This window comes from Streptomyces sp. WP-1, assembly GCF_030450125.1.
Lineage (GTDB): Bacteria > Actinomycetota > Actinomycetes > Streptomycetales > Streptomycetaceae > Streptomyces > Streptomyces incarnatus.
Genome location: NZ_CP123923.1, coordinates 7,598,011 through 7,618,767, shown reverse-complemented (window position 1 = coordinate 7,618,767; position 20,757 = coordinate 7,598,011). Strand labels below are relative to the sequence as shown.

Genomic DNA, 20,757 nt, shown 5'->3' with positions numbered 1-20,757 from the left:
AAACACCACCCACACCCACACCCACACCCACAACGCACCCCGGATTCCCCGCGCGTGGCTGATACGGCACACCCGTCACCGGCACGTGCCCGCTGGACTCATCCCCCGGCGGGCAACCAGGTGCCGCGCAGGCCCAAGGGAACTTCGGTGCGGCCGGTGCCCGCCGAGACGACCAGGCCGTGGTGGGGGCGCGCGATGGACCGGTCGTCGATGCGGGGCAGTTCCACGCGGGCGTCGTTGAGCCGGGTGCGCCGCACCGTCCCCGCGGTGAAGACGGCGACTGCCCGGGGCAGGCCGTGTTCCGTGCCGTGCGGGGCGCGGCCGGTGGGGCCCGCACCGAGCGAGAGGGACGGCCACCGCATATAACCGAGGACGACGCGGCCGTCCGGAGTGTCGTAGGCGTTGACGGTGTGCCACAGCCAGAACGCCTCATCGTCGACCCAGCGGACCGGGCAGCCGTCGCGGGGAATCAGGGCGATGCGCGTGGGCTGCTCGGGGCGCCAGGCAAGCTCGGAACCACCGTTCAGGGCGGCGGCGAGATCGAAGAAGGCCGGTTCCAGAACCAGACAGCGGCTGGTGCGGGCCATGTCATGAATCAACCGGGGGCCCGCAGACCTCGTCCATGGGGGTGGGACCTCGGCGGGCGACGTTCGGGCGGGCCGTGATGCCAGCGGGCCGCCACCCGCCGGAGGTCTCCTCGCTGAGGGCGTCCAGGCCATCTCGCCCACCTGCCCCGACCGACCTGCCCGGACACCCCGCCGACGCCCTCCAGCAGATCCTGCTGCCCGGCCAGGATCGCCTCCAGCAGCTCCCCATGGTTCGCGAGCAGATCCTCGATGTCCATGCCCGGATCCGAACCACCACCGACCAGGTCACCGATCAGACCGACCAGGCCCAGCACCGTCCGGATCGCGTCCAGGAACCGCGCCTCACCACCAGCGCCCCGCGCCCTGCTGCCCGCCAACGCCCGCGGCAACGAGGCCACGGTCACCGTGGTCGACCCCCGCTCCTACATGACCTACCTGCCGTTCCTGCCCGAGGCCGCCGGCGGCAACGTCGCCGACCGCAACCTCGTCGCCCCCCCCTGCGGCCCACCCTCAAGAAGGCCGACGTCGTCACCGGACACGTGGTCGCCGTCGACCACACCTGTAAGACCGCGACGATCGTGCCCCCGGCGGGTGACGAGTACGACCTCCCCTTCGACTACCTCGTCGTCGTCACCGGCTCGGTCTCCCGCACCTTCCCCATCCCCGGCCTCGCCCAGCACGCCATCGGCCTGAAGACCGTCGAGGAAGCCGTCTCCCTGCGCAACCACGTGCTCTGGCAGCTCGACAAGGCCGACTCCACCACCGACCCCGACGCTCGCCGCAAGGCCCTCACCTTCGTCTTCGTCGGCGGTGGCTTCGCCGGTGTGGAGGCTGTCGGCGAGATCGAGGACATGTGCCGTGACGCGGCGGAGAACTACCGCAACATCGGCCGTGAGGACATGCGCTTCATCCTCGTCGAAGCCGCGAACCGCATCCTGCCCGAGATGGGCCCCGACCTGGGCGTGTGGACGAAGGAGAAGCTGGAACAGCGCGGTGTCGAGGTGTACTTGGAGACCTCGATGGAGTCCTGCACCGCCCAGCAGGTCCTGCTGAAGAACGGGGTGGAGACCCCCGCCTCCACCATCGTCTGAACCGCCGGAGTCAAGCCCCGCACGCGTACCGCCAGGCCAAGGTGCTCGGCGACAACATCGTCGCCCGTCTGCGCGGCCGGCGGCAGAAGGAGTACAAGCACGCCAACCTCGGTGCGGTCGCCAGCATCGGCGTCCACAAGGGCGTCGCGATCATGTTCGGCAAGATCAAGCTCAAGGGCCTGCCGGCCTGGTGGTTCCACCGCCTCTACCACGGCGCCATGGTGCCCACCGTCAACCGCAAGGTCCGCGTCTTCCCGGACTGGACGCTCGCCATGTTCATGCGCCGCGAGACCGTCGCGCTGCCGGAGATGGCCCACCCGCGGGACGCGTTCATCGACGCCGCCCTGCCCGGGCCGCAGCCGCGTCGCGCCGATCGAGCCGACGGGCTCGCGCTCGTCACCGGCAAGGGCCACGCTGATGGCGTGACTTCCACTCCATGACAGCGGGGTCCACTGGCGCAGGTTGACGTCACTTCAGCACGGAAAGGTCCGACGCGCCGATACCGCTTCATGACACCTTGGACAGGCAGGTCGAGGCCGCGCAGGGCAAGTCAGCATCCGTTCTTCGCACGGCCTGGTGTTGTGCGGGAACGCGCAGCAACCGCTCGGCCTTCTCCAGGGCCTTGCGCTCCTGGAAGGCCGGTTCCCGCGGCGTGTCACCGTGGGAGGCGGATGTGGATGGTCTTGCCCTGCCCGGGGCCAGGGGTGATGGCCACCGTGTCGGCGAGATGGCGGACCATCGGCCAGCCGAAGCCGCCGGTGCCCCCGACGAGGTCCGGGGTGCGGGGCCGCGGGTGTGCGGGGTTGAGGTCGCTGACGGCGATGTGTACCGCATCGGTGCCGGCCGCGAGTTCGAGGGTGTAATGGCCGCCGCCGTGACGCAGGGCGTTGGTGGCGAGTTCGGAGACCACGAGGGCCAGGGTTTCCGCCGGCTCGGGAGTCGGAGCCGGGTCCAGACCGTCGGCGAAGGCGCGGGCGGCCTCACGCGCATGAGCGATGTCGCCAGGACCGTCACCCACGACGACGGCAGAGGCTCGGGACTATCTGGTGCGCGCCGTCGTCTCCGTGTCACCCATGTGCATCCCCCCCGGCCCCGGATCGGATCGGATTGTGCCACCGGTTCAGCTTGTGCCCGCCGAGCCGGGATACAACCCGGGAACACACTCTTCCGGATGCACTTACGGCAGAACACCAAATGCCCGCCCGGGAGAAAATCTGTCGCGGTGACAGTAGACATTGCCTTGCCGCAGAGCTACAGTCTTGCTCGTACTCAGGAAGTCGCAGAGAGTACGGCAGACACGAACTGCCGTGCGAGCAGGTGAAGCAGGACACGGCTCTCAGGGGTCGTGAGCAGTACCCGTGGTATCCAGCAGTACAGCCGAGTAACCGAAGGTGAGGAGCGAGACGCCATCAGGATCGCCCGGGCGAGGAAGCACTCCGCCCGGGTACCGCAGGCCCCGGATTGGAAGGTGGTCCCCGGTCACGCATCCGCGATCCCCGCAGCCCCGCCCTCCCGGGCGGAAACTGCGGACACAGAAGACCGGCACAGTCGGCCGGTAGATGGTGTTGCAAGCTCGGGGCCCGGACGCCGCACGGCGTCCGGGCCCCCCGACGCGTCCGCTGAAGGAAGAGGTCTATGCCCCCTGGCAGTTCCCGCCCCGTCGACAATCTCGATGACGACGACTACCCCGCCTACACCATGGGCCGGGCCGCCGAGATGCTCGGCACCACTCCCGCCTTCCTCCGCGCCCTGGGCGAACACCGCCTGATCACCCCCCTGCGCTCACAAGGCGGTCATCGCCGCTACTCCCGCTACCAGCTGCGCATCGCCGCCCGTGCCCGCGAACTCGTCGACGAGGGCACCCCCATCGAAGCCGCCTGCCGCATCATCATCCTCGAGGACCAGCTCCAGGAAGCCCAGCGCATCAACGAGGAACTACGCGCACAACACCACCAGGCGCCGTCGAAGACCACTGCCTGACCAGAACACCGGGCCCGGCAGACGCCGACCGCCGACACGACAAGACCAACACCACAACTCCGCACACACCGCCCGGCAGAACATGCCACCCCAGCGCCCCAAGCTCCGCCCCCACCGAGGCCGACTCCGGGCCCGTGTTTCGAGTGCGGTGTGGCAGGGGGCGGCCTTCTCGTTCGTGTGCAGCGCTGGCGGTGAAGCCGCGCAGTCGGTTCGGCATCGGGTGCCGCCAGGAGTGGACAGACGGGACCTGCGCCCCGCTTCAGGGTCGGTTCCGCCCGTACCTAGCAGGCGCTGGAGATCCAGTCCCCGTTGGTGCGGTGGCGGTCCAGCCCCAGGGCCTCGAACTCGTCCTCGCCCGGGCTCCTTCGTGCGCCAAGCCGCCGCAGCGCCTGCGAGACGGGGCTGACCGCTCGCCAGAATCGCTTCCTCGTCGGCTTGTCCAGCGGCCCCAGCGCGAGTGAGCCCTCGGCCCAGACGGCGGCTCGTTGCTCGCCGGCTCCCCCGAAGTATTCCGCCTCCGCATAGGCGATGGGCCCCGCGGCGGACCATTGAGCCAGCAGGGTGTCGAAGCCCCCTGGCAACCGCCAGAACCCCAGGTCTTTTCCCCCACAGCCGTCCGTGGCGCCGTCGAAGACCTCATCGGTCATCGGTATCAGCGACAAGCCCTGGCCGAGAGGCACCACTTGGGATCCAGGAAGCTCTCGCGACACTGTCCGCAGCATCTCGTCGCCCGCGATGACCGCCTGCAATTCGTAACTCACACCGCACCCTCCCCAATCGAACGGAGGTTCAACCCATGCCCCACCTGCGGATCCCCTCCAGCTGGACCATCGCTTCTGCGAACTCGTCGACCCTACCGGGCAGTTCGGCTTTGAACAGGCACCCAAAAGACTTGCGACCGCCGCCCACTCGGGCACATGGCCCTGAGCCCCGGCGGCCATGAACCCATCACCCATCGCACAGCTCACCCTGGCGCAGAGGAAAGCGCAGGGCGCGGCCGGACCGGGTGCCGGGGCAGACGACCTGGACCGCGTGGACGGGGGAGCCCGGAGTCGAGAGGTCCAGGGCTATCGGCTCATGACCGGTGACGACCTGGATCCGTCGGGCGACGTCCACGACCTGGACGGCGAAGCCGCCCGCCTCCGGGGTGAAGTAGGTGATCGCCTCCGACCATGCGGACAGGTGTCGCGGGGGCGGCGCAGGGATGGACGGGGCGTGCAGCCAGGCGAGGTCGCTCGGGAAATCGTCCCGGGTCCCGGCGATGGTCGCCAGCCGCGACTGCCCCGCCTCGGTCAGGGCGCGGGTCAGGGCGATGGCCGGCCGGATGTGACAGCCGCCGCCCGCAAAAATGACCGGGGCGTCCTCGGAGCACAGGTAGGCCACGCACACCGGGAGGTTGTACGGGCCCTCGACCAGCGCCGCCTCCAGGCCCATCCCGGCCGCCGTCAGCCGGTCGATGACGTCCCGGGCGTGCGGGTCATCGACCGTCGTGGGGTCGATCGACGTCCGCAGGCGACCGCCGCACCGCTGATCGCGGTGCAGTACGTCCCGCTCCACGACCTCGAACAGGGCGTGCAGCAGGGCCTCGTCGCGGGTGTTGCCGCACACCAGGCCGGTGCTGGTCGCGCGCAGTAGGTCCGGCGTCCGCTCGGGCCGATGCGCTCGGCGCCGCACCAGGTCGACGGGCAGCAGCACCTTGTCCCCGCTCAGGAGGCCGGTGCCCGGTGTCCAGTCCCACTGGATCTGGGCGAGCGTGCCCTCCGGGAACGGCACGGTGACCGGCAGCGCGGAGACGGGGTAGTCGGGCAACGAAGGCGCAGGCGATGATCAGCACGTCGGGCAGGGCCACGCCGCACCACATCAACATCGAACGCGCTCAGGCATGTCACCAAGTGAACACCACGGCCCGGGGCATCGGCCCCGGACCATGACGTATCTCGAAGTGACGTGAACTGTTCGCAACACCCCAAAGCGGCAGGGCCGTCAGGCGGCCACCGGCTGTTCGCGGTCGGCCGACCCAGCCCGCGCCGCCTGCCCGTGCTCGCCCTTCTCCCGCTCGCCGCCCGGGGTGCCCGGGGCGGAGCCGCGCAGGGTCTTGAGGGCGACCACCAGGCCCGCCGAGGCGCACACGCCGGCCGCGACGGCGATCAAATAGAGGAACGGGTTACCGATCAGCGGGACCACGAAGACGCCGCCGTGCGGGGCGCGCAGGGTGGCACCGAAGGCCATCGACAGGGCTCCGGTGAGCGCGCCGCCCGCCATCGCCGACGGGATGACCCGCAGCGGATCGGCCGCGGCGAACGGGATCGCGCCCTCGGAGATGAACGAGGCGCCCAGGACCCAGGCGGCCTTGCCGTTCTCCCGCTCGGTCGCGGTGAACAGCCGGCCGCGCACGGTGGTGGCCAGGGCCATGGCCAGCGGGGGCACCATGCCCGCCGCCATCACCGCGGCCATGATCTTCATCGCCGAGTCGCTCGGGTCGGAGACCGCGATCCCGGCGGTGGCGAAGGTGTAGGCGACCTTGTTGACCGGGCCGCCGAGATCGAAGCACATCATCAGGCCGAGCAGCGCGCCGAGCAGCACGGCGTTGGCGCCGCTGAGCCCGGACAGCCAGTCCGTCATGCCCTTCTGCGCGGTGGCGACGGGCTTGCCGATGACGACGAACATCAGGAACCCGACGACGGCCGAGGAGATCAGCGGGATCACCACCACCGGCATGATGCCGCGCAGCGCCTGCGGTATCCGCACCCGCTGGATCGCCGTCACCACCGCGCCGGAGATCAGTCCGGCCGCCAGACCGCCGAGGAAGCCGGCGTTGATGGACAGCGCGATCGAACCGCCGACGAAGCCGGGGACCAGCCCGGGGCGGTCGGCGATGCCGTAGGCGATGTAGCCGGCCAGGACCGGGACGAGGAAGGCGAAGGCCACCCCGCCGATCTGGAACATCAGCGCGGCCCAGTTGTCGGCCTGGGTCCAGACGAAGTGGTCCATGACCGAGGGGGCCTTGTTGACCTTGTAGCCGCCGAGCGCGAAGCCGATCGCGATCAGCAGACCGCCGGCCGCGACGAACGGGACCATGTAACTGACGCCCGACATGAGCCACTTGCGCAGCTTGGTGCCGTAGCCCTCGCCGGATTCACCGGTGCGTTCGACCGGGGTGCCGGCGGCGGCCGGGGCGGTCGTCTCACCCCGGGCGGCCTTCTGCCGGACCTCGGCAATCAGTTCGCCGGGGCGGTTGATGCCGGCCTTCACGCCGACGTCCACGGTCGGTTTCCCGGCGAAGCGGTCCTTGCCCCGCACGGGGACGTCGTGGGCGAGGATCACGCCGTCCGCCGCGGCGATCAGCGCCGGGTCGAGGCGGGTGAAGCCGGCCGAGCCCTGGGTCTCGACGACGAGTTCGACGCCCGCCTCCCGGCCGGCGTTCTCCAGCGACTCGGCGGCCATGTACGTGTGCGCGATGCCGGTGGGACAGGAGGTGACGGCGACGATCCTCAAGGGGTGCCCGGGGATGGGATCGGCGGTGGCGGGGCCCGCTGTGTCCTGCGGGGCGGGTGCTTCCGAGGTGGCGGGGGCCGCGTCCGGCGCGCCCGCCTCCGCCGGTGCCGCATCGTCGGCCGGAGAGGTCTGCGCGGCGCCCGAGGCCGCCTCACCCGAGGGCGGGGCCGCCTCCGTCTGCGCCGCGGCGGCCTCCCGCGGAGTCACGTCCCCCCGGATCAGCGCCGCCGCCGTCGCAGTGTCGGCGGCCGAGCGCAGCGCGGCCGTGAACTCGGCGTTCATCAGCTGGCGGGCCAGGGCGGACAGGATCGTCAGGTGGGCGTCGTCCGCGCCCGCCGGTGCGGCGATCAGGAAGACCAGGTCGGCGGGGCCGTCCGCGGCGCCGAAGTCGATCCCGGCGGCGCTGCGCCCGAAGGCGAGCGTCGGCTCGGTGACGTGGGCGCTGCGGCAGTGCGGGATGCCGATGCCGCCGTCCAGGCCGGTCGGCATCTGCGCCTCGCGGGTGGCCACGTCGGCGAGGAAGCCCGCCAGGTCGGTCACCCGGCCCAGGGCCGCCATCCGCTCGGCGAGGGCGCGCGCCGCCGCTTCCTTGGTTTCGGCGGACAGGTCGAGGTCGACCAGGTCCGCGGTGATCATCTCGCTCATCGCGGGCTCCTTCGCACGCGTGTCGCCCGAGCGGCGGGGGAAGCCGGGGCGGGGGTGGGGACGGGGATGCCGTGGGGGGCGGCGGGGGCTGGGGCCGGGGCCCCGGCACGGGTGCCGTCGGGCGCGGCGGAGGCCGTGTGGGCCGCGGGCGGGGAGCCCACGGTCGGGCTCCGGGTCCGGGTTCGGCGCTGGGTTCCCCGGAGAGCGGTGGGGGCCGTAGGGCGGGTCATGGCGCGGGGTCCGTCAGGGGGCGGTCGAGGGGGACGTCGGCCGTCACCGTGACCGCCGCCGGGGACAGGTCGGCCGGGGTGGGCATCACACTGCCGGGCAGCTGGACGGCGGCCGCGCCGTGGGCGACGGCCGAGGCCAGAGCTTCGGGGCCCGCGCCGCCCGCGATGAGGAAACCGGCCAGCGAGGCGTCGCCCGCGCCGACGTTGCTGCGGACGGCGGCCACCGGCGCGCCGCCGTACCAGGCGCTCGCGCCGGTCACGAGGAGTTGCCCGTCGGCGCCGAGGCTCGCCAGCACCGCGCCCGCGCCGAGCGAGCGCAGGTCCTCGGCCGCCTTCAGCGCGTCGCCCACCGTCGCCAAGGGGCGCCCGACGGCCTCAGCGAGTTCCTCGGCATTGGGCTTGACCACGTCCGGGCCCTCGCGCAGCGCCGCCAGGAGGGCGGGCCCGGAGGTGTCCAGCGCGACGCGCACCCCGGCGGCGTGCGCCCGGGCGACGAGGTCGGCGTACCAGGAGGGGGCGAGGCCGCGCGGGAGGCTGCCGCAGCAGGCGATCCAGTCGGCGCCGTGCGCCTGGCGCCGTACGGTCCGCAGGAGCAGTTCCCTCTCCTCGGGGCCGAGTTCCGGACCGGGCGCGTTGATCTTCGTCAGGACACCGTCCGCCTCGGCGAGGGCGATGTTGGAACGGGTGGTCCCGTCGACCGGGACCGGTGCGACCTCGATCCCCTGCGCGGCGAGGAGTTCGGCGACGAGGGCGCCCGGCGCGCCGCCCAGGGGCAGGACGGCGACGGTGCGGCGGCCGGCGGCGGCCACGGCGCGCGAGACGTTGACACCCTTGCCGCCGGGGTCCATGCGTTCGCCAGTGGCGCGGACGACCTCGCCGCGGTCGAGGGAAGGGATCTCGTAGGTGCGGTCCAGGGACGGGTTGGGGGTGACGGTGACGATCATGCGCGGACCACCTCCGTGCCGGCGCGCTCGATGGCGGCGGCGTCCTCGGAGCTCAGGGCGCTGTCGGTGATCAGCAGGTCCACGTCGTCCAGGTCGGCGAAGCGGGCGAAGTGCTCCTGGCCGTGCTTGTCGGAGTCGGCGAGCAGCACCACCCGGCGGGCGGCGGCGACGGCGGCCCGCTTCACGGCGGCCTCGGCGAGGTCGGGGGTGGTCAGTCCGTGCGCGGTGGAGAAGCCGTTGGCGGCGACGAACAACACGTCGGCGCGGATCTCGCCGTACGCGCGCAGCGCCCAGGCATCCACGGCGGCCCGGGTACGGTGCCGTACGCGGCCGCCGACCAGGTGGAGCTGGAGGCCGGGGTGGTCGGCGAGGCGGGCGGCGATGGGCAGGGAGTGGGTGACGACGGTCAGTTCGCTCTCCAGCGGGAGCGCGGCGGCCAGGCGGGCCACGGTGGTGCCGGCGTCGAGGATCACGGTGCCCTCGACGGGCAGTTCGGCCAGGGCCGCCTTGGCGATGCGGTCCTTCTGGTCGGCCGCCGTGGACTCGCGTTCGGTGAGGTCCGGTTCGAAGTCGAGGCGGCCGGCCGGGATGGCACCGCCGTGCACCCGGCGCAGCAGTCCGGCCCGGTCGAGGGCCTTGAGGTCGCGGCGGATCGTCTCCGCCGTCACCTGGAGCTCCTCCGCGAGCGACACGACGTCCACCCGGCCGCCGTCACGGGCGAGCCGGAGGATCTCCTGCTGTCGCTCCGCTGCGTACATGTCCGTCTGCCTCCGACCGATGCCCGAATCTGTGGTTTACCGAGGAGGCTACGCATGCAGTGCGGGAAAGTAAACAGATTCGGGTGGTGTTCGGGCATGAACAGACATCGGCGGGGACAACCGGACACGCTCGGGCCGGCCCTCCCCTGTTCACCGAGCAGGCCGTCAGGGTGCGGGCCGCGAGATGCTTGGGCGTCATGTCCAAGCCGCTGGACTGCCGAGGGCCCCGCATTCCAGCCAAATCCTGGATGCGGGCCGGCGCGCGGGCCTCAACCGGCCTCCTGCCGGGACAGCCGGGCCCGGTCGGTCTTCCCGTTGGAGCTGAGCGGAAACCGGTCGAAGACCCGGCACAGATCGGGCACGCGCGCCGGATCCAGCAGCGTGCCGAGGCGACGCAGCACCTCGGCCGGCGTGAGCGTCGTGACCACGCAGAGCACCATGTCCCGGCGGTCGGTGGGGGGCAGCAGCACGGCATGGTCCACCCCTGGGATGTTCCGGGCGGCGGACTCGATCTCGGCGGCGCTGGTGCGCACACCGTGGCGCTTGAACATGTCGTCGCCGCGACCGTGGAAGTAGAGGTAGCCGTCACCGTCGAGATGCCCGAAGTCCCCGGTGTGCAGCCGCACCTCGCCGGTGTGCGGATCGGTCCGGAAGCGCGCGGCGGTCAGCTCGGGCGCCCGCCAGTACCCGGCCATCACGTGCGGTCCGCTGACCACGATCTCGCCCGCCTCTCCGGGTGCGGCGGGAACACCGTCCGCCGTCAGGATGCGGATGCGTGTGCCGTCGAGCGCGCGGCCTACCGAACCGGGCCTGCGCAGGTCGCCGTCGACCTCCAGTACGGAGATCCGCTTGCACTCCGTGGTTCCGTACATCAACTGGATGCCCGCGCGGGGAAAGTGCTCGCGTAATTGGGCACGCACCGCCTGGGGGAGATCTTCACCGGTGTTGGTGAAGAGGCGGATCCGGCTCGGTCCGGGGTCGCGCCGGGCGCTGTGCAGGAGCATGGTCGCGAGTGAGGGCACCAACGGCACGACGGTGGCGCCGCGTTCTCGCGCGACGGCGGCCAGCCGCAGGTCCGCCGTCCGGGAGAGCAGCACCAGACGGGCACCGGCCAGGGCGCACAGGAAGACCTGGTAGAGGCCGTAGTCGAAGGAGAGGGGCAGGCGGCAGAGGACGATGTCGTCCGTCTGGTAACGCAGCCGCGCCGCGACAGCGCGGGTCGCCCACAGGACCCTCTCGTGTGGAGAGACGACCGCTTTGGGTGCGGCGGTGCTGCCGGAGGTGTAGATCAGCAACGCGGTGTCCGCCGGGGCGAGTTCGGCGCGCGGGTGCGTCATCGGGCCGCCCGGGCGCCCCACCTCCGCCCAGACCTCATGCAGGCTGCACGCCGTGTCCGCTGTCTCGTCGATCCGGTCGGTGATGACAAGGCGGGGTTGGGCGTCCGCGACGACCTGGCCCAGTTGGTACGCCGTTGTCGCGGGGCCGAGCGGCACGAAGACCGCCCCCGCCCGCAGACAGCCGTAGAGGATGGCGACGAACTCACGGCTCGCGGTGGCGCGCACCACCACACGGTCTCCGGCGGACACGCCCCGGCGGTGCAGCCACTGTGCGAACTCACGGCTGTGCTCGGCGAGTTCGTCGTAGCTCCAGTCGCCCTGGTCATCGGTCACGGCGAGCTCGCCGCCGTGGGCGGCTGCCGCGTGGTCCAGCACGTCGACGACATGGCGCAGGGTCGGCCCCTGCCGTGCCTCGACGGTCACGGTGTCGGCTCCCGGGAGAGCTGTCGGTTCAGGACCGACCACAGGGTGGCGGCGGTGCGGAAGGTCTCGCGGTGGAGGCTGTCGTCGGGGAGGCGCACGCCATACGCCTGTTCCAGCGTGCTCAGCAGCTCGACCGCGGCCATGGAGTCGATACCGAGGTCGATGAGCTCGGCGTCGGGCGGCAGCGGCTCGTCGGGAGAGAGATAGGGCAGCGCGGCGCGCAGCAGTACCTCGAATCGGTCATCCCATGGCATCGTCTTTCCACTCCCTTTCGACAGGCACACGTTTCAGTTCCAGGCGGGACGCGGAGACGACGCTCCCGCCGCGTACCACCAGCTCGGTCGGGGCGGGCCTGCTGAGGAAGCCGAGCAGGCCGGTGGTCAGGCCGTAGGCGCCGACGTTCGGGATTGCGATCCGGTCGCCCGGCCGCAGTCGCGGTACCGGCACCTCCCGGCCGAGCAGGTCGGCCGGAGTGCACAGCGGCCCGACGATACGTGCTGACGTCACGGCCGGGCCAAAGACCTGGGCTGCGTCGGAGGCGTCGGCCGCCCGCGGGATTCCGACGGGCTCCACGGACAGGGGAAGCAACCTCCCCGTCCCGGAGAGTCCGCCGAGCGCGTTGACCCCCGCGTCGAGCACCACGAACTGCTTTCCCTTGCTGTTCTTGACCTCGGTGACGGTGCAGATCAGCGTGCCGCAGTCGGCGACGAGATGTCTGCCGGACTCGAAGGCGATCACGGGGGCTCCCGTGCGCCATGCCGGGAACAGCAGGTCCAGGTCCTGCCGGAGCACCTGTGCCAGTCCGGGGTAGCCGGGCCGTCGGCCGGACTGCGTGTAGGGAGCGGCGAAGCCGCCGCCGAGGTCCAGCATCCGCGGTGCAAACCCGTACTGGTCGCATACCGCCGCGGCAGTGGCGATACTGCGACGGAGTTCCTGGATCAGGCTCGGTTCGTCGACGGCGTTGGTCATCGAGAACAGGTGGAGGCCGCTGAGGTCGATCCGCGGACACCGCGCGGCCGCCGCGAGCGCCGGGCCGAGGAGTTCCAGGTCGATTCCGAACTGCGAGGGTGTACCGGTCATGTGCAGGCCGCCGGCCGGGGCCGCACGCGCCCCGTTCACGCGCAGCAGTACACGCGGCCGGCGGTCGTCGACGGCCGCGATCCGGTCGAGCCGCCGCAGTTCGTGCGCCGATTCCACGGAGAAGTCCAGGACACCGTGCCGCAGGGCGTGCGCGATCTCGCCGTCCGTCTTTCCGGGCCCTGTGTACAGGATTTCGACGCCGCGGAACCCGGCGCCGAGCGCGCAGGCCAGCTCTCCCACCGAGCTGATCTCCGCTCGGCAGCCGGCGATGCGCAGTGCCCGTACGACGTCGTCGTGCGGGTTTGCCTTGAGGGAGTAGTAGAGGAGGGTCGGTGCCGGAAGCGCCGCTCGCAGGTCTTCCACGGCGGCCGTCACCCGATCCAGGTCGTACACGTACACCGGGCCGGGGTAGCACTGGGCCAGCTGATCCTCCCATGCCGCGGCGTCGAGGTCAGCCATGCGCATCGAGGCGGTCACGCAGGGCCGACAGGAAGGCCCAGTAGGGCGCGCTGCCCGGCTGCCGCCCGGCAAGGACGTCCGCGAGCATGATGCGGTGCCGGGGCTCGGCCCGGCTCACCCGGACGCTGTTGGTGACATCCGGTGCCGGGCAGGTCACCAGATGGCTGGTGCGGATGCCGTCGGCGTCGTTGAGGGCCCGGGCCCAGGCAACGCACTTGATCTGCTGCACGTTCTCGACCACCAGCACGTGTGTGGTGTCGACGCCAGCCAACGCCTCGATGACGGGCCGGCGGTAGTGCGAGATGTTCGACCGGTAGTAGTCGTAGAGGTAGGTGAAACGGGTCCCCCGCGGATAAGGGTTGTCGTCGACGAGGCGGTGCAGGCCGTCGAGGCCTGCCTGGGGGACGCGGTCGTGGTCCGCCGCGGTCTGTGCCTTGATGGTGGCCCATGCGACCGGCTCACCGGTGCGTACGAACGTCGCGTCGACGCGGCCCCGTGCCCAACGGGTCCCGAGGCCGGCGACGTACTCGGCGACCCGTTGCCAGTCCGCACACCGCTCCTCGCCGCTGGGCACCAGGTGCGTTTCCTCGCCGTTTCCGAGGAAACCGACCATCGGCAGTCCGAGCGCCTCCGCCACCCGGAGCCCGATCAGGAGATCTCCCGCGACGGAGGCGGTGAGCCCGGATATCCGTCCGGACGAGTGGTCGATGCACGGCGAGGACAGCACACAGGTCGCGGCGCGCCAGTCGGCTGCTCCCAGGAGACCGACCACGGGCAGCTGTGTGCTGATCTCGTCGTCCGCCGGCCGCAGCCCGAGCCGTCTCAGGTGGCCCTCGCGGTCCGGGTACATGCCGTGCATCGCATCGGAGACCCAGGCCAGTGGACCGTAGGAACCCTGCACAGGGGGATGGTTCATCCGGAAAGACCTCCGTCTCTCAGCTGCCGTAGGTCGCGGCGACATGGCGCGCACCCCGTCCGCGCTCGGACGCGGCTGTCCTGTGTCGGTCGAACCTGACTCGCTCCCCGAGCAGGTCCTTGGTCGCCGCGCATACCGGCCAGGCCACGTCGACACGCGGGATCGCGCGCGAGGCCAGGGCGTCCTTGAGCGGCCCGCTACCGCCGAGCAGGTCGTAGGTCGCGATACCGCTGCCGTGCCACCGGCGGTGCAGACCGATGGTGGTCAGGAACGCACCGGGAGACAGCTTGGCGAAGGTCTCGGCGTAGGAACTCTGCATGCCGTAGACCACGTCGCCGAGGCGCATCTCCATGAAGTACGCGGCCGGTGCACCCCCGGCCGTCGCGAGAGTGAGCAGGCATTCGTCCCGCCTCAGCAGCGCGCGGTAGAACGCCAGCTCCCCTTCGTCGAGATGGGTGCCCCGACGCGCTTTCCATGATTGTCTCTCGATGTTTTCCATCACGTCGATCGCGGCATCTTCACGCACCGTCGTCACCTCGAACTCCCGGTCCCAGCGCCGGACCCGGCGCCAGAACGTCCGGCCGAAATGCCGTTGCGCTCCGATCAGCATGTCCGCACCGTCGTCGTGCCAGTCGATGACCGGATTCGGCAGGCGCACCACCACTGCGGTGTCCGGCTGATCTGCCAGGCACTTGACGACCGGGGCGTTTCGTTCCGTCTCGTGCAGATGAAAGGCTCTGGCGCCGATTCTCTCCACGGACCGGAGCAACTGCGTGCGCAACATGTCCGCGTCGCCGAAAGGCTCGCTGGCCAGAAAGGGTTCGCGCGGTATGAGCGTGCTGATGACGCCGTTTCGCCGCTGCCGAAGAACGCCGACGGCCATACCGCCGTCCCCTTCGATGACCAACAGCGCCACCTCATGCCGTCCGAGGGCTTCGATGCGCGCGGCGAGGGCGGCCGGCTGCCAGTACGGCAGGTGCGCACCGCCCGACCACAGGTCGTTCACCGCGGACGAGCTCAACAGCCCGAGCATCTCCTCACCGGTCACGAGCAGGGTCACTTTCATCGCACGCTCCCGCGATAGCGTCAGGACAGCCAGCCGCTCAGCCCGACGATTTCCTCAGCGATCTCGTCGAGTTCGCGGTCCGCATCGATCAGATGGTCCCCGATCCCGTTCCGGGCCATGATGTCGGTGAGTTCTTTCGCCCTGGCGAGATTGCGGGCGAGTCCCCGGCCGCGTTCCCTTTGGCGCATGCGGCCTTCCAGCGTTGTCTCGTCCACGTGCAGCCGGTAGACCGAGATGTCGGCGCCCGGCACCGCCTGTTCGATGAGCCGCGTGTCCTCGCGGGTTTCCACGACTCCGCTCAGGACGAGCCGGTCGGCGCCGGCCTCACGGAAGTTGGCCCACACGGCTGCGAGGTTCTTGGCACCGAGTTCCCGGTTGAAGCGGTCGCGGGAGTCGGGAACGTAGCACCAACGGATGTTGTCCATGTCGATCAGGGCGTGGGCTACCTTACGTTCCCTCAGGATTTCGCGGATCTCCCAGCAGGTGACGGTCTTCCCGGTGCCGGAAGGCCCGGTGACCACGATGACGGGCACATGTGCCATAGCGCTGCAATTCCAATCGTCAATGCCATGAGGGCGGTGCCGTGAACTGCCCCGGCGGCTCGGGAGCACCTCTTGGTTTTGGCAACTGTGCGGTGTTCAGGGCGATTGCCGTCGCCAGTGTCAGGTTTTCATCCACTTCCAGCAGGTGGAAGCGTCCTTGGTCGTGTCGGAAGACCCGGTTGCGCTCCAGGGGCACGCCGAGCAGATGGCACAGCAACCAGCTCGACGGGCCGCCGTGCGAGACGACGAGCACCCGCTCGGCGCCGAGCGCTGCGGCCTCCCGCGCCACCGACCTCATCGCCACGACCAAGCGCCGACTCGCCGCGCGTACCGACTCCTCTCCGGGAGGATCGACCAGGTCGGTCGAGACGCGTGCCAGCGCCGTCTGCGCCGGCCCGATCCGCGCCGCGATCTGCGGCAGCGTGAGGCCGGCCAGGGAGGGGAACGAGCGCTCCCCCAGGTCCTCGTGCAGACGGGCGTCGAGGCCGAGTCCGGTGCCCGCGAGTGTCCAGGTCTCCACCGCGCGGCGCAGCGGGGAACACCAGACGGCGTCGGGCGCGAAACGCCGCAGGACGGGGCGCAGGGCGACGGCGTGCGTCCGCCCGCCCTCGGTCAGAACCCGGCGGTCGTCGGGCAGGTAGACCTCCGAGGAGCTGATCGCCGCGGTGTGCCGGAGGAAGGCCAGGATCACCCGGCCTCCTGGCGCTCCGGCGCGGACTGCTCCGCGAGCACGTCGGTGAGGCGCTGCACCACCTGGTGTGCTCCGCGGCTGCCCGTCCGGCCGAGCAGACCGCCCCAGTCCCGCACCGCATGGGAATGCTCGATGGCGGTGGTGATATCCCGCCGCAGTCGGTGGCGCACCCAGGGATGTGCCTGGCGTGCAGCGCGCTCGATCGCCCCGTAGACGACTGACAGGGCCGCGTGTTCACCCCGTGCTCGTACGGCGTCGACCTGCCGCGGATCCAGGACTTCCGACGGCCACGGCACTCGGCAGGCCACGTCGACCGCCGAGGCGAAGCGGTCCCCGTTGAGGATCTGGCTGACGTTCTGCGGTGGAACGCAGACGGTGGGCAGGCAGCGCTGGCCGGCCTCCAGCAACGTGGTCAGGCCCGGCGAGGTGACCAGCAGCTGAGCCTGGTCGAGGAGGTCCAGGAAGTCCTCGTGGGAGCGCGGGCCGGCGTTCACCGCGATGCCGGTGGGGAAGTCCCGCTCCGGAAGCACGGTGGCGTCGATGTTGCCGCAGATCTCCACGGTGCGGAAGCCGGCGTCCGACAGTGCCCGGACGGCCGGTTCCGCCACCAGCCCGGAGTAGGCGTCGGCACTGCCTTGGCTGAAGGGCGAGTGCAGCCCACCGAAGTTGAGCACGGCCAAGCCGGGCGTACCCGCCCGCTGGGTGGGCGCCGGGGCGCTGAGGATCGCCTCGGTCCACGTCAGCCGCTCTATTCTGCGCAACTGCTCCCAACAGGTCCGGGGAAGGGAGTCGCACAACTGGGCGCAGTAGTGGGTCACGTCGTGGGGGATCGTGTCCTTGCCGGTCCACAGGTAGGGCAGGCTGTCCACGAAGACCGTGGGGCAGCCCGCGGCGAGCAGGGCCGCGGCGAACTCCGAGTCCAGTACGACCAGGGCGGCGGTCACCTGGTGCCGTCGCAGCAGGTCCCGGAGTTCGCCGGTGCTGCTCGGCTGGTCGTACCACGTGTCCACGGGCAGCTTCGCGAGCAGGGATCGGCCGAGCACCGTGCCGACTCCGATGAGCCGCGGCGGGGGTGCGGTGCGGGCCGTGAGTTCGGTCAGGACGGCGTGCAGCTTTCCGGCGCTCCCCCAGCCGAAGTCGTGCCCGCAGAAGACGACCGTGGGCCGGGCGGCGCCGGCCGGTGCCGGGACGTCCCGCCACGGTACCGGTGCCGTCCTGTCTTCACCGGCCATGGTCAGGACCCTTCCGTGCCGGGTGCGGACGGCATGGGTGTCCGTCCGACGCACAGCATCATGTCCCCCAGGTCCAGCAGACGGGCGGGGGTGCGCAGATGGCGCAGGAGCGGATAGGTGGCTTTGGCCCAGTTGGGGGCGGCCGGGCACTCCGTGAGCGTCTCCGACAGCTCACGGGCCCGGTAGGCGGCGTCGCGTTCCTGGTGGCTGAAGGTGACAGTGGCGAATCCGGCGCGACGGAGCATGGCGCGCAGCGAGCCCCGGCCGAAGTAGGTGAGGTGGCTGGGGGGTGCGAGGAACTCCCAGGCGTGCAGTACGGGGGCAAACACTCTCCGGCTCACGGTGTGGACGAGCCCGTCGGCCCTCGGCGTCGAGATGAGCAGCACTCCGCCGGGGCGCAGGGCCCGCGCTGCCGCCCGGACGACGTGGAAGGGATTCACCATGTGTTCGAGGGAGCTGAGGACGGTCACCGCGTCGAATCGTCGGTCGAAGTCGATGTCGGGCAGGTCCCCTTGGTAGACCGTCAGCCCGTAGTGCTCGGTGGCGTAGGCGAGGGCGAGCCCGTCGATGTCCGACCCGGCGACGTCGTATCCGCGCTCGCGCAGGAGCGCCGCGAAGTGCCCGTGATCGCATCCGACGTCGAGGACGGACTGTCCGGGCGGGACGTTGGCCAGTACCGCTGCCACCGATGGCGCGTACTTGCTGCGGATCACCTCGGGCGAGTAGGGCTTCCATGTCCGTTTGTTGTAGTAGACCCACATGTCCTGTGCGGTCGGCATGGGATCGACCCAGAGGAAGCCGCAGGCCAGGCACTCGGCGATGCGGAAGCCACGCCGCCAGGTGGCTGGTCGGGTGCCAGCGGACCCGCATGCCTCACATGCGCGCACGTCCGAGTGCGCGGGATGGGCGGCGCGGACGAGCGCGGACGCCTGCTCTCGGGTCAGGGGGGCTTCTCCGTCCCGCAGGCCGAGGTACAGAGCGTCCGCGGATGCCTTGTCGCCACCCGGGGCGCCGGCCGTGGGGTCGCCGACGGTCACGTGGCCTCCTGGTCGAAGATGGTGACCACTTTCCGGATGGCCCTGATCGTGTAGTCGATGTCCTCTTCGTCCAGCCCCGGCCCCATCTCGATGCAGATCTGCCGGGACAGCACGCCCCGTGCGAGGGGCGCGGTGTTCCTGCCGTAGTCGGGACGGTGCTCCGCGGGCAGCGCCCGGTAGAGAGAGGGACGCTGCTCACGGATCCAGTCGATGTCGAGCAGATGCGGGTGGGAGGGGTCGCAGCCCACGTTCTCGGCGCGGACAGCGTCGACGATGGCGTTCCGGTGCGGAGCGAGCCGGGCCGGCAGCAAGGCGTTCTGCTTGAAGTACGCATGGGTGCTGCCGGGAGCCACCTCGGGGAACCGCAGTCCGAGGTCGGCCAGGTCCGCGCGCAGCAGTTCGGCGAGTTTGGTCCTGGTCCGCAACTCGGTCTCCAGCCTGGACAGTTGCCAGCGGCCGAGTACCGCCTGGATCTCCGTCATGTTGTAGCTGAAGCCCATCTCCCGGTAGTCGAACCAACCGGTGCCCTTGCCCTTGTGCGCCAGTGCCCTCGCGGTGTCGGCGAACTGCTCGTCGTCGGTGACGACGATGCCGCCCTCGCCGACGGCGATGTGCTTGCGGCAGCAGAGGCTGAAGGCCGCGGCGAGACCGAATGTGCCGGTTTTCGTGCCGTCCCAGAGGGCGCCGTGCGCTTGGCCGCAGTCCTCGACGAGGGTGAGCCCGTGCTGCCGTGCCAGAGTGGCCAGTTCCGTCATCGGGCAGGGCTGTCCGTACATGTGCACCGGCACGATCGCGCTCGTGCGGTCGCTGATCTTGCGGGCGCAGTCGGCCGGATCCATCGCCCAGCCGGCCGGGTCGATGTCGACGATCACGGGGACCAGACCGGCCTGGATCAGCGCGGACAGCGCCGATACATAGGCGTTGGCGGGGACCAGCACTTCGCTGTGCTCGGGCAGTCGGGCGGCAAGGTAGGAGACGTGCAGGGCAGCGGTCCCCGAACTGACCGCGACGGCATGACGCCTGCCGAACCACTCGGCATAGGCCGCCTCGAACTCGGCGACTTTCGTGCCGCCGTAGAACCTGGCGAGCTGACCGCTGTCCAGGACGCGGAGGGCCTCTTCTTTGGCTGCCTCCGCGATGACCGGATCCGCCGCCTTCTTCGTCGCGCGGACCGGGGGGCCACCGTTGATGGCGAGCATGCCGGAGTCCGGCCTGGTGTTCGTGGTCACAGTGATTCCTCGGGTGCGACGGAAGCGGCCAATTCCCTCAGGACGTGGTTCATCGCTTTGGAACTCGGGTCGCACCGGGAGCATGACCTGTTCGTGCCGGTGGCGCAGCGGTCCCGCAGACTGTGGGCGTCCAGGCTGTTCCAGGCGTCCTGCGCGCGCCACCGCAGGACGTTTCCGAGCGGCGGATCGGCGTAGACGAGCATGTTGCACCCGAAGATGTCGCCGGTGTCAGCGCGCACGTACGCGGTGAAGGTCGGCACCGTGCAGGGCTCGGGGCCGGCATCCAGGAAGGGGTCGTCGGCCGCGACCATCCGGGTCCCCGCCTGGGACATCCGTTCCCTCAGTCTCGGTATGAGTTCCTGCATGCGCGCCCGCTGAGCCGCGCTGGGCCGGAGTGCGTCGTCGCCCCGGACGGGGATGAGGTGCCACCACGACGGCGGGTTGGGCTGTGTCCGGAGCGTTTCGCCCAGCGATGCGAGGTCGTCCGCCCCCAGCGCCTGCAGCACCGTGTTGACGCCGTAGTCCATCTTCGCTTCGTGGAGGTCCCCGATGGCCTCCGTACAGCGGTCGAAGAGACCTGGGGTGCCGCGTATCCGGTCGTGATTCTCTCGCAGCGCGTCGATGCTCAGCACCATCTCCCTGCATCCGCTGTCGATCAAGGCACGGATTTTACCGGGGCCGAGAATACGCCCGTTGGAGATGACGGATACCCGAACGCCTTCCGCGGCCGCCTGACCTACGAGTTCCGGCAGCTCGGCGAAGATCAGTGGTTCACCGCCGGTGAAGCGAACGGCGCGTGGCCGGAGAGACAGCACCGCCGACAGTACATTCCGGTAATGAGCGAGCGGCAGATCGGCTCTCGGGGCCAGCCAGCACTCACACATATTGCACCGGGCATTGCAGTTGTCGAACAGGCCGAAGTAGACCAGTTCCATGGAGGGTGGTGCGCCTAACGGAATTTGTGCGTCCACGTCTCGGCCCCCTGGCGCGAAGATCCTCTCAACAGCGGGAAGAA

General features: G+C 70.7%; 20 protein-coding genes and 1 pseudogene. 2 read left to right on the top strand and 19 right to left on the bottom strand.

The window, feature by feature from the left end; all coding sequences use genetic code 11:
• Nucleotides 1–98 precede the first annotated feature (98 nt).
• Nucleotides 99–587, bottom strand: coding sequence for a carotenoid oxygenase family protein (locus QHG49_RS33980; protein WP_370530555.1), 489 nt, complete (start codon nucleotides 585–587; stop codon nucleotides 99–101).
• An 8-nt stretch (nucleotides 588–595) separates the two neighbouring features.
• Complete coding sequence (locus QHG49_RS33975) at nucleotides 596–985, bottom strand: hypothetical protein (RefSeq protein ID WP_301493017.1); 390 nt, start codon at nucleotides 983–985, stop codon at nucleotides 596–598.
• 28 nt (nucleotides 986–1,013) lie between these two features.
• Between QHG49_RS33975 and QHG49_RS33970 the strand changes: the two are divergent.
• Nucleotides 1,014–2,118: pseudogene (locus QHG49_RS33970) on the top strand (NAD(P)/FAD-dependent oxidoreductase).
• A gap of 215 nt (nucleotides 2,119–2,333) precedes the next feature.
• Here the strand turns inward: QHG49_RS33970 and QHG49_RS33965 are convergent.
• Nucleotides 2,334–2,696 carry an ATP-binding protein gene (locus QHG49_RS33965; RefSeq protein ID WP_301492643.1) on the bottom strand — a complete coding sequence of 121 codons (363 nt, stop codon included), beginning with the start codon at nucleotides 2,694–2,696 and terminating at the stop codon, nucleotides 2,334–2,336.
• Between the two features lie 617 nt (nucleotides 2,697–3,313).
• On the opposite strand from QHG49_RS33965, the gene QHG49_RS33960 reads away from it, so the two are divergent.
• Entirely contained in the window at nucleotides 3,314–3,658 is a 345-nt protein-coding gene (locus QHG49_RS33960) for a MerR family transcriptional regulator (RefSeq protein WP_159707746.1), read from the top strand.
• Between the two features lie 281 nt (nucleotides 3,659–3,939).
• Here QHG49_RS33960 and QHG49_RS33955 read toward each other — a convergent pair whose 3' ends face one another.
• The 16 genes from QHG49_RS33955 to QHG49_RS33880 all read right to left on the bottom strand — a co-directional run bounded on the left by QHG49_RS33955 (nucleotide 3,940) and on the right by QHG49_RS33880 (nucleotide 20,677).
• Nucleotides 3,940–4,305: a hypothetical protein gene (locus QHG49_RS33955; protein WP_301492642.1), complete on the bottom strand. Its 366-nt coding sequence runs from the start codon at nucleotides 4,303–4,305 to the stop codon at nucleotides 3,940–3,942.
• Nucleotides 4,306–4,606: 301 nt separating this feature from the next.
• The gene (locus tag QHG49_RS33950; protein WP_301492640.1) at nucleotides 4,607–5,467 is read right to left on the bottom strand and encodes a YcaO-like family protein; all 861 of its coding nucleotides are present in this window, start codon (nucleotides 5,465–5,467) and stop codon (nucleotides 4,607–4,609) included.
• A gap of 174 nt (nucleotides 5,468–5,641) precedes the next feature.
• On the bottom strand, nucleotides 5,642–7,798 hold the full coding sequence (locus tag QHG49_RS33945) for a fructose-specific PTS transporter subunit EIIC (RefSeq protein ID WP_301492639.1): 2,157 nt from the start codon (nucleotides 7,796–7,798) through the stop codon (nucleotides 5,642–5,644).
• Between the two features lie 226 nt (nucleotides 7,799–8,024).
• The gene (gene pfkB / locus QHG49_RS33940) at nucleotides 8,025–8,972 is read right to left on the bottom strand and encodes a 1-phosphofructokinase (RefSeq protein WP_145491925.1); all 948 of its coding nucleotides are present in this window, start codon (nucleotides 8,970–8,972) and stop codon (nucleotides 8,025–8,027) included.
• A complete protein-coding gene (locus QHG49_RS33935) occupies nucleotides 8,969–9,730 on the bottom strand; it encodes a DeoR/GlpR family DNA-binding transcription regulator (protein ID WP_145491923.1) in 762 nt (253 codons plus the stop codon). The genes pfkB and QHG49_RS33935 overlap by 4 nt, the downstream gene beginning before the upstream one ends.
• Nucleotides 9,731–9,999: 269 nt before the next feature.
• Entirely contained in the window at nucleotides 10,000–11,490 is a 1,491-nt protein-coding gene (locus tag QHG49_RS33930) for a class I adenylate-forming enzyme family protein (protein ID WP_301492636.1), read from the bottom strand.
• Nucleotides 11,487–11,744 (bottom strand): acyl carrier protein, encoded by a 258-nt coding sequence (locus tag QHG49_RS33925; RefSeq protein ID WP_301492635.1) that lies wholly within the window; start codon nucleotides 11,742–11,744, stop codon nucleotides 11,487–11,489. The genes QHG49_RS33930 and QHG49_RS33925 overlap by 4 nt, the downstream gene beginning before the upstream one ends.
• Complete coding sequence (locus tag QHG49_RS33920; RefSeq protein WP_301492634.1) at nucleotides 11,731–13,029, bottom strand: alanine racemase; 1,299 nt, start codon at nucleotides 13,027–13,029, stop codon at nucleotides 11,731–11,733. The genes QHG49_RS33925 and QHG49_RS33920 overlap by 14 nt, the downstream gene beginning before the upstream one ends.
• Entirely contained in the window at nucleotides 13,022–13,945 is a 924-nt protein-coding gene (locus QHG49_RS33915; protein WP_159707736.1) for a hypothetical protein, read from the bottom strand. Before QHG49_RS33915 ends, QHG49_RS33920 begins: the two co-directional genes overlap by 8 nt.
• Before the next feature lie 19 nt (nucleotides 13,946–13,964).
• Complete coding sequence (locus QHG49_RS33910; protein ID WP_159707734.1) at nucleotides 13,965–15,011, bottom strand: GNAT family N-acetyltransferase; 1,047 nt, start codon at nucleotides 15,009–15,011, stop codon at nucleotides 13,965–13,967.
• A gap of 20 nt (nucleotides 15,012–15,031) precedes the next feature.
• Complete coding sequence (locus QHG49_RS33905; RefSeq protein ID WP_167532452.1) at nucleotides 15,032–15,544, bottom strand: AAA family ATPase; 513 nt, start codon at nucleotides 15,542–15,544, stop codon at nucleotides 15,032–15,034.
• 28 nt (nucleotides 15,545–15,572) lie between these two features.
• Nucleotides 15,573–16,244 carry a histidine phosphatase family protein gene (locus QHG49_RS33900; protein ID WP_159707730.1) on the bottom strand — a complete coding sequence of 224 codons (672 nt, stop codon included), beginning with the start codon at nucleotides 16,242–16,244 and terminating at the stop codon, nucleotides 15,573–15,575.
• Entirely contained in the window at nucleotides 16,241–17,476 is a 1,236-nt protein-coding gene (locus QHG49_RS33895; protein WP_159707728.1) for a hydroxymethylcytosylglucuronate/cytosylglucuronate synthase, read from the bottom strand. Before QHG49_RS33895 ends, QHG49_RS33900 begins: the two co-directional genes overlap by 4 nt.
• A gap of 2 nt (nucleotides 17,477–17,478) precedes the next feature.
• Nucleotides 17,479–18,513, bottom strand: a complete 1,035-nt coding sequence (locus QHG49_RS33890; protein WP_301492632.1) for a bifunctional 2-polyprenyl-6-hydroxyphenol methylase/3-demethylubiquinol 3-O-methyltransferase UbiG — start codon at nucleotides 18,511–18,513, stop codon at nucleotides 17,479–17,481.
• Entirely contained in the window at nucleotides 18,510–19,742 is a 1,233-nt protein-coding gene (locus QHG49_RS33885) for a DegT/DnrJ/EryC1/StrS aminotransferase family protein (RefSeq protein ID WP_301492631.1), read from the bottom strand. Before QHG49_RS33885 ends, QHG49_RS33890 begins: the two co-directional genes overlap by 4 nt.
• Complete coding sequence (locus QHG49_RS33880; protein ID WP_301492629.1) at nucleotides 19,739–20,677, bottom strand: radical SAM protein; 939 nt, start codon at nucleotides 20,675–20,677, stop codon at nucleotides 19,739–19,741. The genes QHG49_RS33885 and QHG49_RS33880 overlap by 4 nt, the downstream gene beginning before the upstream one ends.
• Nucleotides 20,678–20,757 lie beyond the last annotated feature (80 nt).

What these genes read in the sequence shown, in the direction of transcription:
- QHG49_RS33980 (WP_370530555.1), bottom strand. Translation starts at nt 587, where the DNA reads ATGGCCCGCACCAGCCGCTGTCTGGTTCTGGAACCGGCCTTCTTCGAT.
- QHG49_RS33960 (WP_159707746.1), top strand. Translation starts at nt 3,314, where the DNA reads ATGCCCCCTGGCAGTTCCCGCCCCGTCGACAATCTCGATGACGACGAC.
- QHG49_RS33955 (WP_301492642.1), bottom strand. Translation starts at nt 4,305, where the DNA reads ATGACCGATGAGGTCTTCGACGGCGCCACGGACGGCTGTGGGGGAAAA.
- QHG49_RS33945 (WP_301492639.1), bottom strand. Translation starts at nt 7,798, where the DNA reads ATGAGCGAGATGATCACCGCGGACCTGGTCGACCTCGACCTGTCCGCC.
- pfkB (WP_145491925.1), bottom strand. Translation starts at nt 8,972, where the DNA reads ATGATCGTCACCGTCACCCCCAACCCGTCCCTGGACCGCACCTACGAG.
- QHG49_RS33935 (WP_145491923.1), bottom strand. Translation starts at nt 9,730, where the DNA reads ATGTACGCAGCGGAGCGACAGCAGGAGATCCTCCGGCTCGCCCGTGAC.
- QHG49_RS33925 (WP_301492635.1), bottom strand. Translation starts at nt 11,744, where the DNA reads ATGCCATGGGATGACCGATTCGAGGTACTGCTGCGCGCCGCGCTGCCC.
- QHG49_RS33920 (WP_301492634.1), bottom strand. Translation starts at nt 13,029, where the DNA reads ATGGCTGACCTCGACGCCGCGGCATGGGAGGATCAGCTGGCCCAGTGC.
- QHG49_RS33915 (WP_159707736.1), bottom strand. Translation starts at nt 13,945, where the DNA reads ATGAACCATCCCCCTGTGCAGGGTTCCTACGGTCCACTGGCCTGGGTC.
- QHG49_RS33910 (WP_159707734.1), bottom strand. Translation starts at nt 15,011, where the DNA reads ATGAAAGTGACCCTGCTCGTGACCGGTGAGGAGATGCTCGGGCTGTTG.
- QHG49_RS33895 (WP_159707728.1), bottom strand. Translation starts at nt 17,476, where the DNA reads ATGGCCGGTGAAGACAGGACGGCACCGGTACCGTGGCGGGACGTCCCG.
- QHG49_RS33880 (WP_301492629.1), bottom strand. Translation starts at nt 20,677, where the DNA reads ATGGAACTGGTCTACTTCGGCCTGTTCGACAACTGCAATGCCCGGTGC.